Raw genomic sequence first — 14,158 nt, forward strand, 5'->3', positions numbered from 1 at the left:
CCATCGAAGTCGTTCTCAAGCAAGCTGCGTCCTAATGAAGATGGCTATGGCTATAATTTGACGATTATCCCTTTGCACTAAGAACCAGTATCACCGCCCCAATCATTAGCGAGCTTCGGACGTGGGGCTTGTGAGCAAGCATGGTTCTCCTCTTAGCGGGAACGGTTGGCTCAGAGCCGTGCGTGGGTAGGCCACGATCTCGCTTGTGGTTAGAAGAAATGTGAGACATGGGGATAAACTCCTTCGAGCTAGTTGTTGATGGGTTCAAATATTAACGGGGTCATCGATGACCCCACCAAAGCGCGGACTGTAAATTAGTTTGTTAGGATTTACGCATTGACGGAAATAGAGTGGTGTGAGGCGTTACGCTTCCTCGATTAGTTCGACGTATGTTGATTTGTTTGACGCGATCACTTCGCTGGCTTCACATCCAGCCCCGTCCAATGAGCCGCAAAAGCCCACATATCCGCCGTTTCCTCAATGATCTTGTCCGTGGGCTCGCCCGCTCCATGTCCCGCCCGCGTTTCGATGCGGGCAAGGTGCGGCTTGTCACCGATATCCGCCGCCTGCAGTGCGGCGACATATTTGAAGGTGTGACCTGGGACCACGCGATCATCTGTGTCGGCAGTGGTAACAAGAATCGCGGGATATGCCTTGCCGGGCTGGATGTTGTGATAGGGCGAATATTTCAAGAGGTTCGGGAAATCTGCTTCCCGTGCCGGAGACCCATATTCGTCTAGCCATAATTTCCCGCCTGTGAACTGGTCGAAGCGGAGCATATCCATCACACCAACCTGGGGTAACGCAGCGGCGAACAGATCCGGTCGTTGATTGACCACTGCACCGATAAGGAGTCCGCCATTCGATCCGCCCTGAATCGCCAAGCCATTTTGGGGTGTGATACTCTGTGCCTTCAAATACTCGCCCGCTGCGATGAAATCATCGAAGACGTTCTGCTTCTTCTGACGACGACCCGCTTCGTGCCATGCCTTGCCATATTCGGAGCCGCCGCGAATGTTAGCAACAGCATACACTCCACCCTGTTCGACCCACCCCAGCGGCGCTGGCAAGAACTCAGGAAGCATGGGGATGCCAAAGCCTCCATAGGCATAGAGTAGGGTCGGTGCGGCTACGTTCACATCCTTGCGCCGGACGATAAACATCGGGATGCGGGTGCCATCCTTCGACTTGTAGAACCGCTGTTCGACTGCGATCCGATTGAGATCGATCGCCACCTTGGGTTTTGCCCACACCTGCGCCGTGTTGCTGGCGACATCGTATCGATAGATTACGCCTGGAGTGTTGAAGCTAGTGAAGATGAAGAAGGTTTCTGAGTCATCCGGGTCGCTCTTAAAACCGCCAGCGGTGCCGATACCCGGCAGCTTCACCATACCATCAGGCTTGCCATCCAGCGTGTAGCGTCGAACCTCCGTCTTCACATCAACCCGAGTAGAGATTAGCAGCCGTCCACTGACCAGCGACGCATTGCCCAGAACCGAATCCTGCTCCGGCACCACATCCGCGATCACCGGATCGGCAGCGGCAATGTCCATCGTCACCACCTTAAAGCGCGGCGCGTCCTGGGTTGTTCTGAGGAAGAATTTCGTCCCCACATTGCCAACGACGCTCCATTGATCGTCGAGATTGTCGACCAGCTTGCGGGGTTTCCAGTCGGCGCTCTGGAGATCCACCACAGTCAGTTTGTTGCCGATCGAAGCGGGCGTGGAAACCCAGGGGAGCGGCGATCGATAGGGGTTTGCGTGCACATCCAGGACTTCCCAAGTTGTAGGATTGACTTGCCCTGTGACTGGGATTTCGTACCGTTGCTGTACATCTCGTATTGCAGAAGCGGTAATCTCACCAAAGATGCCATCGACGATCGCACCACTTGGATTGCCTAATCTCACGCCTGCGGCTCCTAAAAAGCCATTGTCTTGAAGAATGCGCTGCAACAGTTCCACGTTTCTACCGCGATCGCCTTGGCGCAAGGTGGGTAAGGTTAAATCAGTGTAGGCAGTGGCGATCAGAATGGGGGAGGTTTGTTGTGAAGGAATGCTGTGTGCGATCTGCGCTTCTCCCAAGGGGAGACGCCAAGGGCGAACGCAGCAGCGCTTCGCTATCGCTGAATGAGTAAATGAACCTCCGAGCAATCCTGTAGCGATCGTTGGTAATAGATGGGTGGTGATAGCCACTTATCCTTATCATAAAGGTTTTGCCCCTACTATGTATGAGTAGGGATGAAGGTTGAAGTTGAACTTGCTCACTCCTTGCTCATGAGAACTTTGCCGATTGCTGCCTGTTCTACACTAATCTTTGTGCTGTAATGCCCTACCGGAGTTGATGACGCAGCAGCCATTGCAGGCAAATTCCGGTAACGATGCCGTAGCCTAGCCAACCTGACCCATAGCTCAATGCTGACTGGAATGGTGCTGGCAGTAGCTCCGGGTGCAAAATGTACGCGACAGTCGAACTGGTCGCTCCTTCTAGTGCACCTCCTAAAGCGCTGACCAGAATCCACCAATGCGCTTTACGGACAAATCGTCTCAAAATCGGAAATTGAGCCGTGCCAAAAATAGCTAGTTCAATCGGCCGTATGACCAGATTCGTCCAAAAAACTGGCCATGCGCCCAGCGTACTTAGGAATTGAATAAGCGGATCAAGAAGGGTTATGTAATAACTCACCAGCACTAGCCCAAAAGTCCATCCCAGTGTGCTAACCACTATCCACCAAAAGGCTTTAGGAATGTACTGGCGCAAAACGAGCCATTGGGCTGCGCCAATAAACAAACCTGTAAAAAATATGGTTGCTACAAGCTCAAACCCTGACGCTTCTAGTGCTCCGACGATCGCCCCCGCGATTGTAGTAGCCAATATCCACCAGAGCCACAGGCGAGGTGCGATCGCCAACTGTCGTGTTTCATCTTGCCTTGCATGCTGCACCATAATGCTCACCTCAGAGTTGCACTTCAACTCTATATCTGTACTATTCGGCTCAACCCGTGCGAGAGCGGTTTTTATCAACAGAACTATGAATCGAGCGATTCAGGAATTTGCAGGTTGTCATCCCTAATCTTCAGGACTCACTTGCCATGTAATCACAATGAGTTCTACAAACACTAAGACAACTATTAGCCGCCAAAACGCTCCTAAAATGGCTTCCATCGTCCAGTTCTGACTCTGAACCTCCCAGATCATCACAACAATATTCACTCCAATCGCCAACCAGGGTAGAATTACCGCTGAATTCCGTCTGCGATAGAAGCGGATCGTCCTCTCGCGCCAAAATGGGAAGGTGCTGAGGAGACAAAAAATGTAGGAGGTTCCTGCACTGATGAACAAGCTTCTTTGAAGACCCGAAGGCAGGTTCGGATACCCAAACGCGATCGCACTCAGGCAAACTCCGAGCGCGAGGTACAGAAAAGTAAACAAGGTAAATCGTTTCATTATTTCTTCTCCGGTGAAGCTTATTCTCTGTACCACACACGCACACATTGAAAGCAATTGATTGCAAGACCCTGACTGATCATCACTGGGTGGAAAGCATTACTGGTCGTCACTCCGTAGACATCATCACTTGTGCCTTCAATCCGATCGGGTAAAACAACAGTTTCAACATTGATCACCTGTATCGTTGTACTTTCGATCCACTGATTTACAGCACTCACAACCTCCGAGTATGAATCATACTCGGAAGGTCCGCCGAAGGGTCCCCGTTCAGTAATCCGAGGCGCAAAATCTTTGTACTGAATCATTTTATTCACCATCTAAAAGTGCAGAGTTGACCATCTCTTGAAGAAGCGATCGCGGTTTGATTTGTTGATGGATCGATTCACTGTGATTCCACGATCAACAATCAAAAATCAACTCACTGTATATCCGCCATCGATCGCGCTTGGGTTGTCCTGTAATATAGCTGGCAGCATCAGAGCAGAGAAATACAACTGCTTGAGCAATTTCCGTTGCCTGACCAATCCGACCCATTGGAACCATAGATCCGAGATCATCGAACGTGATGCCCATCTGGTTAGCGCTACGAGCCATGAGGTCAGTCGCAATCGGACCCGGATTGACAGCATTGATCCGAATGCCCTGTTTGGCATAATCTAGGGCAGCCGATCTGCGCTTCTCCCAAGGGGAGAAGCCAAGGGCGAACGCAGCAGCGCTTCGCTATCGCGTCAGCCCCATCACCGCGTGTTTGCTGGCGACGTAAGGAGAGATCCCCGGAAGCGCAACAAGACCATTTGTTGACGAGTTGTTCACGATCGCGCCTGCGCCTTGGGTTAGCATCTGCTGAATTTCGTATTTCATATAGAGAAATAACCCTCGTGCATTGATCGACATGATCTTGTCAAAATTCTCGATCGATTGTTCATGCAACGGTGTAACAACAAGATCGATGCCAGCATTGTTAAAGGCACAATCGAGTTTGCCGTAGGTTGCGTTCGCGAAGCGCAAGCTGTACCCAGCTTATCGCTTTCTGCACCAATTCCCGGACATCCGCCTCACTCGATACATCTGATTTCACGAACAAGCATTCCGCCCCAGTCTCGCGAATCAAATCAGCCGTTTCTTCACCTTCTACACCGCGTATGTCCGAGAAGACCACTTTGGCTCCCGCAGCACCGAAGACGATAACTTCGTTAAGCTTCGCTAACGCAGTTGCTCGACCAATTCCCGATGCGCCTCCCGTAACTAACGCCACTTTATCGTGCAGTATCATTCTATTTCTCCTAAAATCAAGTCCGGTTGTTCTGTCTTGAAATAATCATGAAATCGCTTTAGAAAAAAGCTTAGACAAATCTTGCCAGCAAAAGACTAAGAGCAAAGGAAAAGGCATGAAAGCTGACATGGGATAACATCGCAGCCTCAAGCGAGTATTGCCAAAAGAGCCAACCAAAAGCAATGCCAGCAATCCCATTGAGTAATATCGCTCGGACAATCACAACTGGAGTGAGGGGAACGATCGCGGCAGTCGCTGGCAGGTGTAGTAGTCCAAATACCAACGCGGCTAGAACGATCGCACCCTGGTAAATCCCTTGACTTGGCAACGTAACGCCTTGTTTTAGCCCTTTCCACGCGATCCAAACAAGCAGCGACATTAAACCCCAGCGCATCAAAATTTCCTCAGTGATGCCGCCATAGAACATTGCTGTGAGCAAATTCAACCAACTTGGCTCTTTATTATTGGCTGCCCGTAGCGCTTCAGGTAGGACAGGTTGCATCAACTGATCGAGCAACAAGAGAACGATCATCGCCGCTGCACCCACACCCAAGCTCCACTTCATCTCAACGGCAAAAGATGGAGACTTAGGGGTGTGAAACACCCAATGATCAATCAAATAGGAGCTTAATCCAACACGATAGGCACAACCAATTCCGATCAGAATGCTGATTGCCAGTAGAATTGAATACTGTAGTCCTTGCAGAAGCATTAAAATCCACAATGGAGGCACTTTTTCCAGTATTTCTGGAGACAGTTTCGCCAACTGTTGCTCAACTAATGGAGCCGACGTAATCGTAACCATCGCAATTCCTGCAATGCCCAATACAAATAAAATCCCAAATTGTTTCAAAACTGCCATTGATTTAATCTCCAGATGATCCGTCCTATCAGCCGAGATCACCTACGGTCTTGCGGTAGCTCTGGAAAACGGGTTAGGGCTTTACGCTTGAATACTCCGTAGGCGATCGCCAGAAACACGGGTACTGCAACCAGCACCGATAGCGCCACGTAGGTCGCGTGGAACTCGCTGATTGTGAACAGAGCTGGTGTGGTCAAGGCGCTTCCGGCTATGTTGAACAGGAGTATGCCAATGATGTTGTGCGCGAAGTGTACGCCGATAGCGAGTTCAGTGGTTCCGTCAATCAACGAGACCACGGTCCACAACAGACCCGGAACGAGGAAGTAGTTGGAGAAGACCGTGAGCCAACCGCCTGCGCTCGCCTCCGGGTTTAAGAGGTGCGGCAGGGTGAATGCTACGGCCGCCACGAGCGCCAGAAAAACGCGGTTGGTCGAGATCATGCTCGCGCCCTGCACGATGTATCCGCGAAAGAAAAGCTCCTCAGTGGTGGTCTGGATCGCGGTGAAGACCAGTGCCAGTGGCACGAAGAGCGCGAACGTCGCAAGGTTAGAGTTGAAGGAAAAGGTGTCGGGGTAGAAGAGGTACTGTCCCAGCACGCCTATCAGACACGTTGGAACGGACCACGCCACAAACCCCTGACCGATGCGACGCCAGTCGATCTGCTCCCGCGCCGTAACCAGCGTCCGGGGGTAGCGGCGGTGGATGAGGGAGACGGCGACGAGAACCCCCGCGAGGAAAAATGGAAAACCTGCCATAACAAACAGGAACTTCCCGAAAGGACCAAGCACGTAGTAATCCGGCTGACCGCTGAGCGCGAACGCGACGAGTACGCTGGCACCAGTCCCGACCACCAGCCACGCAAAGAGGATGATCACCAGTCCCAGAACATACCGCCACCCCCGATATTTACCCCACCTCGCAGCCTCCACGTAGGTAACTTTTTTCGCTTCTGCCATGATTCCCTCCGTTCTTTCGGTGTTTTGCATCTCCATCTCCGTTTCCTTCATGGGTAAGTTATGTAGTGCTTGGGTCGGGTTACTGATCACAGTTGCCGATAGTTTCAGGATTTAACGGTGACTTTGATAGATCTGGTACACCAGATCCGGCATCGTTGGACATGCGCTTGCCCCTAGTCGAACCACGATCCGAGTGTTGGCGATGGGTCAGCCCGTGCCAGCAGCTACCAGTGCCGGAACCGTGGGCAGATTGATGACAACATGGACGATGACAGCGGGCCAGACCGAGCCGCTACGGCGCAGCAGTTCAGCACCGACGAGTCCCATTACCAGGGCTGTGGGAAAAACGATATTGATGCCATGCACGAGGGCGAAGATCAAGGCGCTGCTCACAACCCCGAAAACTGACCCATAGCGCAGCAACACATTGGCAATAACGCCCCGGAAGAGCAGTTCCTCGCCAAGGGGTGTGAGGATACCGAGGAACAACGTTGCCAGGATCAAGGACAGCACCCCGCCACTACCACCTTCGGCGTACATGGTCTGAGGGGTAGAACTGTCTCCGGTGATAGCGGTATATGCTAGGGTCGCCAGACCCTTGACTACGAACGCGACGAGTCCTGCTCCGACCCCGATCAGCAGCCACTGCCGCGAGACCCGGCGGACGCTGAAGGCACTCCAGGAACGAATCCGAAGCAACGCCGCTGCCGAGAACCCGGCGATGCCCGCGACACCAGACAGCGCAGTGAAGATCAGCCCATAAACCACGGGATCGAGTCCTAGCCGTGACAGATAGAGTTGCGATCCGACTCCGTACCCAACTACGCTAAAGACGATAAGACCCACAATGCCCTCAGGCCAGCCTGGACGAGGAACCTGCTTGGGTAGGGATGAAGACACGGCGGTCTTTCCTGGCTCCCTCGGGTGGTTAGAAGGAAATTTAGACATGAGGATCAACTTCTTTACTCTTGTTGCTGATTTCAGTTATTGGTCGGTTTAAGGATCGACAGGATCGCCGACCGCCCCCCCGGTAGCTATGTGCACGGCGCGGGCCATCTGCCCAAGCGGGTTGCCGAGCGAGGCGCGATCGGCTCCCGCCATCAGGGCAGCACTGACGTCTTCACTAATAACGCGCACGACTGCGGTGGCCGCCGCGGCGTGCAGCCGCACCTCAATATCGTCAGGCGATCGCCGCAGGCGATCTGCAATGATCTCGACCAGAGCGTGCTCTATTCGGTCGTTGGTCATCAGCCAGGCCGTCCGCAGATCCGGCTCTTTTTCGGCCAGCACGGTCATCTTGATCACAGCCTCATCAAAGGACTGCTGATCGGGATCTTTAGTACGATTCTTCGCCCACTCGACGAGGTGAGCTTCAAGGGAGACATCCCGAGGCCAGCGGCGCAATAGCGCCACAAACTCCTCGCCATCCTGCGCCAAGACCGGCTCTACACAGCTCTCCTTGTTGCGGAAGTATCGCCAGAGAGTGCGCACCGAGATTCCGACCGCGCTTGCGATTTGCTCGCCGGTCGTGGCAGCGACCCCTTGCTCCCAGAACAAACGCGCCGCCTCCCGCGAAATCTCCAGACGTATCCGCTGCTGCCGTTGTGCATTCATCCCCCTGATTTGCGATTGCCTGATTTGTGATTGCTCATCGTGTTGCTGTCACCATCACTCGTCATGACCGTCTTTCTTGTCATATTTGACATTAAATGACATTTTGTCACTAAGTGACATACCTCGCAGGAGGTAGCTTTGCCGACAGCATTATTGAACTTCGGACTGATGCTTCTGTACGAGATAGTGAGGACGCCACGAGGATTTAGGTCGTTAAACCTCAATCGCTCACATCAGCTCAGGTGTATAAACCGAATCAGAGGTTTTAAGACAATGGCTTTCTCGTCATTTTTTGCGCTGAGTCTATTTGCCTTCACAAGCTTTCATCCAAGCATTTGAAAACTAACCGCAAGATTTCGATAGCGACGCAAGAATTAGACCTGCGCCCGGTCAAAGCGAATTAAGAAGGCAGAAGTACGAAGGCAGAAGGCAGAAGGCGTCCCCACGAATGAATTCGGGGGATTTAATAAAGTTGCTACGCGTTTATTTTTCTCCATAAATAAATTCAGGGGCTTTAAACCTTATGGCAGAGAACAGAGGACTTATTTTTGTATCAAAGCTTACCTTCTTTCCTTCTGCCCTCTGCCCTCTGCCCTCTGCCTTTCTTCGGTAAAATCGGAGCGAAAGCAAAAAATCACTATTTTACAACCACTCTTGGTTATCACTCGCTGGGCACTTTGTTTTGCAAAAATACATCCTGACTTTTGCAGATGATTTACGCCGCGCTGCTGGTTTCATCCTTGCCCTCGGTTTTGATTACCGAAAATTTGGGTCTAAAGCCCCGCCCTTGTAGGGCGGCTTTTTATTGACAACGTGCTAAAAGTATGAGATTATACTATTGCCCGTAGTCTAAAAGGCTCTAGTGAGGCAATATTGGGTACTCCCCAGCTACAGTGCTCAGCTTAGTGCGACATAGTGTAGGAAAGAGGCTAAAAAAATTGAATAAATCCTTTCAAACGCGGTCGGGCAGTCCGTGTGCGCTTGTGAACGTATCCAAACGGGGATAGTTGAATGCTTGCATTCAACTATCTAGGGAGGACGGATGAAGCAAGAATCCTCACGCCTTTAGGCGCTTGGAGTGTCAAGAAAGCTCTTAATTCGACCATCTTGTCGCCACGAAAGCGCCAGATGTCGCAGTACGAGTAATGAGCCGCCTTACCGTCTTCGTCCTTGATTGTGAGGTCGCCGAGTGCCGTGACGAAATCCCCCTCAGCGATCAAGTTCGCAACGATATTCAAAGGCGGTTCCACATACTCCGTTGCCATCCATTGGCGAACGGCTGCGTCGTCGGTGCAGAACGACAAGAATCCTTCATAGTTGCCTTGGGCGATCGCCGCGTTTGCCTCTTCTAAGATGGCTTTATTTTTGTCTGACATTTGAATTTCTCCTCTACTCAGATCTTGCACCTCTCCGTATAAGCCTGTGTTTAGTCAAAAGTAGCGCAATAAAGTTACATCACTTTTCTTGGCTTTTCTCGATACAACAAAGACTTCAGGCTCAGTACTGGGTTTTTAAATAACATCAATTTTTCTTGGTGCAAGATGTGAGTCTATTCAAGTTGTCTTTGTTTTAGCCAACTTGAGTTTAGTAAGTTCCAACACTCAACTTTGAGTATGCTCCAGCGCAACTCGATCCCAATGTCCTAAGTTGGCTGCTGCTTCATAGGTGCTTTGGAAAAAAGCAAGGAGCATTGCATCTGGATCGTCAGTTTGTCTCACGGCTTCATAGGGTAGGATAAACTCTTGCATCTCTGAGCTGTAAAAAGCTTCTGTGGGTTGGATCGGGTAATCTCGAAACCCTTCCGGCGTAGGGTAAGCATAAGCGTAAAAAACAGGCTCCACAATTGACCCACCCCCTGGCCAAAAACCACAGCTACTGACTTCGTGTGAATAGGCTTCTCGTGTGACCCAATCTGCCATATTCGGAACTCCCCCTGGGTGTTCTGGCGCACGACGACCAGAGAAACGAGTCACAGCAAGATCAAAGCTGCCCCAAAAAAAATGTACAGGGCTGGATTTACCAATAAACTGGGAACGGAATAAGGTCATGACCCGATCGACTTGCACAAGAATTCGCCAGAACCGTTGTGCATATTCCGGATCATAAGCTGCGTGTTGATAGTCCTGATCGAACGGGATTGGTTCTGACACTTCTTGCGGCATCGTCCAGATTCGGACTTCGATGCCGATGTTGCTCAATGTAGTTAGCACCATTTCATAAAAATCTGCAACAGAGCGAGGAGACAGTGCAATTCTTTTAGTGATGCCGTCGCTAGTGTCGATTTGTAGTTGATGGTCGAGAAAATCAAAGCTAATTTGAAAGTTACGAGTTCCGCAAGGGATTGAAGCGGTTGTTAGTCCACGCGGTGTGACATAAAGAGTAGATTGCCACCAGTGATTGAGTTTAGGTGCCAGTGCCAACCGGATTTTACCGATGATTTGCGTCCATAGATGGAGAGTTGCATAGGTATCTTGCCAAGCTGCTAAGGGCAAACTGGGCCAAACGATGTCAATGGAAGTACTTTGATTAGAAACAGCCATGAAAATCACCCACATGAGGAGAACATGTTGAAGAAATGAGAAGGAAATCTAGATGAAATCAGAATCGCTATCAATAGTCTTTTCCCTGTTCATCTGCAAAACACCATAACCACTGCTCCCCCAATTCAGCCGAACTAACCACTGCATGATTGGTTGCTTCATAATGACGACGAGCATGTTGATGCTTAGAAGAATCGTAGCACAGCATTTTGCCACAGGTTTGGCAAATCCGGAGGTGTACCCAGCGGCTATTTATTTTAATGCACTCTTCACAACGAAATATGGGATAGGCTGCTTTAGAAATCAGGTTTTCCACAGTTAGATTGTTGAGATGTTCGCAGGTTATAGTTTTTTGGTATCCCTGGTAGAAGACAACAGTGAACAGAATGATTGAGGCTGATGTGAAATCTGAAATTAGGGGCGCATCCTTCTCCTCAGCGTAGTCGCCAAATCACCCCGTTGCCGCTTGTGCAAAATTCACGGAACAATTGCAGTAACGCGAATTTGAATCCCCTAACTTTGAATCCCCTAACAGTGAGATTTGCATGAATCAGACTGGTGGATAAATCGTTTCGTCTTCTTTGCGCCAAGCTGGATCAACTAGACAAACGAAAACAATGGGTTCGTTGCCGTAGTTGTGAAGGAACTGGATTGCATTTGCAGGAATGTAAACCGCATCGCCTGGTTCAATGCGACGAACTTCACTCAGGAATGTCCGTTCAATGGAAATCCATGAATCAGCACAATCGGTTGACCTGCCCCAAGATCTTCGTAGTAGGCGTAAGGCTAGAGAAGCTGTCACCTTGTGCCAACTGGCTGAAATCCTCTCAAACAGGGAATTTCAGCATCACTTTGTCATAAATTTCTTGAGCTTCGCCAATACTTAGCCGTGAATATACTTCCAAGGACTGCCGAGAAGAATGTCCGGAATAGGGTTGAATTAATGCATCATCAATTCCCAAACGATTCGCCCCACTTTTGTTAGCAAGCATTGTGATTTCATTTGGGAGCAGTGTCCAATGCTCAATCAGTTCATCTATTTCCCAATATCTTTTCAAGAACACCCCTTGTAGCTGCACCTCTACTACCTTACCATGAATCTAAAAAAGTTCCGCCTTTAACTAGAGTCGGAACTTTTATGTACTTGAAGGCACACTAAAAGTCATCTTACTGTAAAATGGGAACCAGAAAATCGGTAAAGTTCCAACTCTCAAATAAAATTCGGAACTTTTATAAAACTTGTTTGTGAAGAGTAACCACTATCAACTCTATTTAGTTTACAGCCATGTCAAAGGATTTGGATGAAGTGCGCTGTTGAGAGAGGGAAGCTCAAGAAATTTATGAGAAGGTGACAATGAAATTCCCTGTCTAAAAGGGTTTCAGGCATATGGCACAAGGTGACAGCTTCTCTAGCTTTACGCCTATTTGAGGAAAACATGATTCTCTTGCTGTTTGTGCTGCCTCTCCCCAATTAGGTGGTAATGGGAAGTGAGTCTCTAGATAAGTCCAATGGGCGATAAGGTAAGCAGTTAAAGAAAGGATGAGCCAGCGATACATTCCAAGCACAGTACCTTGACCAAAGCGATGTAAACCAAAACGATGCTTTGCAGTCTTGAACCAGCCCTCTATCTGCCATCTTCGCTTGCCCCACCATTTAATAGTGCTAGCTTTGAGCGATCTGGTAGACAAAACAAATCTTTTTTCTAACCTGCCATTATCGCGTTTGAGGTAGTACCAACATACGGTAATAGGAAACTTCAAGCCAACCAAACGAACTTGTTGTCCCTGTTTTTGTAAATGTCTTAAAACTCTTCCATCAACTAGCTTACGGCTAATAGCGACACCTGTAATCGCATGATATTTAAGCTTGCGTATGCCGTGGATGAATTCTATACTACCAAAGGCTGTATCAGCCAAAACCATTACCTGAAAATGTTTAGTCAGTAATGGTGGTAAACGTTTGACCAATTTCAGCCCTAGTTGTGCTTGTGAGGGTGTACCTTTACCTCTCCATACTCGGAAACTCCAAGGTATTCGCCATTTTCCGACGACCAAGTATAGTACCACCAAATGTAATCCTCGTTTCCCGTTATAAACTGAGATTAAATTCTCAAATTCTTTGAATTTTCCGCGTTTTTCCAGAGTTGTGAGGTCAATAATGACCTGTAAAAATGGTCTACGTCCTTTAGCAGATTTAGATAAAGTCTTTAAAACCTCTTCCAATACTTGGTTACGAACTGTACGAATAATTTCCCGTGTTGACCAGGGGTTGATATTCAAAAACCGACTTAAGGCACTAGCTGACTTGGTTTGAGAGTGTTCTGGCAATGGATGTCCTTGTGCTTCCAAGAATAATCCCAGCATTGCTTCAAGATTATCTTTTTGGTATTGCGTAGGCATCAATTCTTTGAGAGTGTAAACTAACTCTTGGGCGTGGGCAAGCATTGTTCTTGCTTTATTTGATTTGATATTTCACGCCCTTTCTCTCATATTTTTTGCTATCAAAGCAAATTCAAACTCTGAAATTGAAAGAACGCGATCGCACTATGGGATGACGCAAAGCGTCATCCTTGCATCTAAATGGTTTTTGGAAGCTAATTATGTAATATTACGCTACGTTTAGTTTTTTAATTAACTTAAATGTACTTAATATCTTACCTAAATCTACCGTCACATTTTAGTACTCTTTATTTGCCATTTACGGGTTTGTTCGGTCAGGTGCAAGATGTGAGTTTATACTGTCTGGCTTATAGCAACAGATGTCGATAATCCAACTCATTCCTTCTATGTGATTTATCAAATAGGCTCACTTTCCAGACCACCATTAAGCACAAATCTTTTTACTGTTTACAATAGCTTTACTGCCAAGACTGGCAAAGTCTGCCGTACTTCAGAGTTTCCAGGTCAATGGTTTTTACAGTGGCGGACGGGTATTCGTACTGCCCCTATTGCTTGGGCTTGCCTTCTTGATCATTGGAACCAAAGATTCAAGCGATTCGAGCGAGGAAACTAACGATTAGTTATGGGATTTCTCATATCGGTAATTACTTGAAAAAGAAAAGGAATTTTATAAATCGAAGAATTTGAATTAGTTTCTCAGAGGAAATGAGACTCGCTCTGGCATCTATTTATTAAGCTTGCTAGGCTTGAATGAATTATTTTTAGAAATTTATGATTGATATTGAGGTTGAACAGGTATCTGATGAGGCTGCTTTGATTGAGCTAGATGATGAAATCGAACCAAGTGATTTAGCTTATCTACAGTTTCCTGTGATTGATGGCGCTAACGGATTGGTGATTGGTGGATTTGATGCTTGGGTCATCGCGGCGATTGCCCAAGGGGCACTGGCGGAGCCAATCGCAACTGAGTATCAAGGCAAGGTTTCCTGGGTTGGTGTTTTAAATCCATCACTGCATAATCCAGATGATTGTCTGATCATCTGGTCGCAGGACGAAAACTTTAAAA

Annotated in this window: 15 protein-coding genes and 2 pseudogenes; 1 reads left to right on the forward strand and 16 read right to left on the reverse strand. The window is 48.7% G+C overall.

The window, feature by feature from the left end:
• Positions 1-410: 410 nt before the first annotated feature.
• From ACM0OZ_RS45460 to ACM0OZ_RS45535, 16 genes and pseudogenes are all read right to left on the reverse strand, one after another.
• Positions 411-2,081: a prolyl oligopeptidase family serine peptidase gene (locus ACM0OZ_RS45460; protein WP_414589562.1), complete on the reverse strand. Its 1,671-nt coding sequence runs from the start codon at positions 2,079-2,081 to the stop codon at positions 411-413.
• A gap of 247 nt (positions 2,082-2,328) precedes the next feature.
• Positions 2,329-2,943 (reverse strand): hypothetical protein, encoded by a 615-nt coding sequence (locus tag ACM0OZ_RS45465; RefSeq protein ID WP_414589563.1) that lies wholly within the window; start codon positions 2,941-2,943, stop codon positions 2,329-2,331.
• A gap of 123 nt (positions 2,944-3,066) precedes the next feature.
• Positions 3,067-3,444 (reverse strand): hypothetical protein, encoded by a 378-nt coding sequence (locus tag ACM0OZ_RS45470; RefSeq protein WP_414589564.1) that lies wholly within the window; start codon positions 3,442-3,444, stop codon positions 3,067-3,069.
• A 20-nt stretch (positions 3,445-3,464) separates the two neighbouring features.
• The gene (locus tag ACM0OZ_RS45475) at positions 3,465-3,752 is read right to left on the reverse strand and encodes a hypothetical protein (protein WP_414589565.1); all 288 of its coding nucleotides are present in this window, start codon (positions 3,750-3,752) and stop codon (positions 3,465-3,467) included.
• Between the two features lie 94 nt (positions 3,753-3,846).
• Positions 3,847-4,455 (reverse strand): annotated as a pseudogene (locus ACM0OZ_RS45480) (SDR family oxidoreductase).
• Positions 4,409-4,720, reverse strand: a complete 312-nt coding sequence (locus tag ACM0OZ_RS45485) for an SDR family NAD(P)-dependent oxidoreductase (protein WP_414589566.1) — start codon at positions 4,718-4,720, stop codon at positions 4,409-4,411. Before ACM0OZ_RS45485 ends, ACM0OZ_RS45480 begins: the two are co-directional and overlap by 47 nt.
• 70 nt (positions 4,721-4,790) lie before the next feature.
• Entirely contained in the window at positions 4,791-5,582 is a 792-nt protein-coding gene (locus tag ACM0OZ_RS45490; protein ID WP_414589567.1) for a CPBP family intramembrane glutamic endopeptidase, read from the reverse strand.
• 38 nt (positions 5,583-5,620) lie between these two features.
• Positions 5,621-6,568: a lysostaphin resistance A-like protein gene (locus ACM0OZ_RS45495; RefSeq protein ID WP_414589568.1), complete on the reverse strand. Its 948-nt coding sequence runs from the start codon at positions 6,566-6,568 to the stop codon at positions 5,621-5,623.
• Between the two features lie 177 nt (positions 6,569-6,745).
• Complete coding sequence (locus ACM0OZ_RS45500; protein WP_414589569.1) at positions 6,746-7,306, reverse strand: lysostaphin resistance A-like protein; 561 nt, start codon at positions 7,304-7,306, stop codon at positions 6,746-6,748.
• A 228-nt stretch (positions 7,307-7,534) separates the two neighbouring features.
• Positions 7,535-8,152, reverse strand: a complete 618-nt coding sequence (locus ACM0OZ_RS45505) for a TetR/AcrR family transcriptional regulator (RefSeq protein WP_414589570.1) — start codon at positions 8,150-8,152, stop codon at positions 7,535-7,537.
• 1,025 nt (positions 8,153-9,177) lie between these two features.
• A complete protein-coding gene (locus tag ACM0OZ_RS45510) occupies positions 9,178-9,558 on the reverse strand; it encodes a nuclear transport factor 2 family protein (protein ID WP_414589571.1) in 381 nt (126 codons plus the stop codon).
• Positions 9,559-9,753: 195 nt separating this feature from the next.
• Positions 9,754-10,692 carry a DUF5996 family protein gene (locus ACM0OZ_RS45515; RefSeq protein ID WP_414589572.1) on the reverse strand — a complete coding sequence of 313 codons (939 nt, stop codon included), beginning with the start codon at positions 10,690-10,692 and terminating at the stop codon, positions 9,754-9,756.
• A 70-nt stretch (positions 10,693-10,762) separates the two neighbouring features.
• Positions 10,763-11,008: a UBP-type zinc finger domain-containing protein gene (locus ACM0OZ_RS45520; protein ID WP_414589573.1), complete on the reverse strand. Its 246-nt coding sequence runs from the start codon at positions 11,006-11,008 to the stop codon at positions 10,763-10,765.
• Positions 11,009-11,242: 234 nt separating this feature from the next.
• Entirely contained in the window at positions 11,243-11,494 is a 252-nt protein-coding gene (locus tag ACM0OZ_RS45525; protein WP_414589574.1) for a hypothetical protein, read from the reverse strand.
• Between the two features lie 25 nt (positions 11,495-11,519).
• On the reverse strand, positions 11,520-11,750 hold the full coding sequence (locus tag ACM0OZ_RS45530; RefSeq protein WP_414589575.1) for a hypothetical protein: 231 nt from the start codon (positions 11,748-11,750) through the stop codon (positions 11,520-11,522).
• Positions 11,751-12,114: 364 nt separating this feature from the next.
• A pseudogene (locus tag ACM0OZ_RS45535) lies at positions 12,115-13,137 on the reverse strand (transposase); the annotation flags it as partial.
• A gap of 726 nt (positions 13,138-13,863) precedes the next feature.
• Here ACM0OZ_RS45535 and ACM0OZ_RS45540 point away from each other — a divergent pair.
• The coding region (locus tag ACM0OZ_RS45540) for a CRISPR-associated protein Csx3 (RefSeq protein ID WP_414589576.1) at positions 13,864-14,158 on the forward strand (295 nt) is incomplete at its 3' end.

Source organism: Scytonema sp. PCC 10023, from assembly GCF_963920835.1.
GTDB lineage: Bacteria > Cyanobacteriota > Cyanobacteriia > Cyanobacteriales > Nostocaceae > Kalymmatonema.

Excerpts from the sequence above, each read along its gene's own strand:
- ACM0OZ_RS45495 (WP_414589568.1), bottom strand. The coding sequence starts at position 6,568 with ATGCAAAACACCGAAAGAACGGAGGGAATCATGGCAGAAGCGAAAAAA.
- ACM0OZ_RS45505 (WP_414589570.1), bottom strand. The coding sequence starts at position 8,152 with ATGAATGCACAACGGCAGCAGCGGATACGTCTGGAGATTTCGCGGGAG.
- ACM0OZ_RS45465 (WP_414589563.1), bottom strand. The coding sequence starts at position 2,943 with ATGGTGCAGCATGCAAGGCAAGATGAAACACGACAGTTGGCGATCGCA.
- ACM0OZ_RS45490 (WP_414589567.1), bottom strand. The coding sequence starts at position 5,582 with ATGGCAGTTTTGAAACAATTTGGGATTTTATTTGTATTGGGCATTGCA.
- ACM0OZ_RS45515 (WP_414589572.1), bottom strand. The coding sequence starts at position 10,692 with ATGGCTGTTTCTAATCAAAGTACTTCCATTGACATCGTTTGGCCCAGT.
- ACM0OZ_RS45470 (WP_414589564.1), bottom strand. The coding sequence starts at position 3,444 with ATGAAACGATTTACCTTGTTTACTTTTCTGTACCTCGCGCTCGGAGTT.
- ACM0OZ_RS45485 (WP_414589566.1), bottom strand. The coding sequence starts at position 4,720 with ATGATACTGCACGATAAAGTGGCGTTAGTTACGGGAGGCGCATCGGGA.
- ACM0OZ_RS45475 (WP_414589565.1), bottom strand. The coding sequence starts at position 3,752 with ATGATTCAGTACAAAGATTTTGCGCCTCGGATTACTGAACGGGGACCC.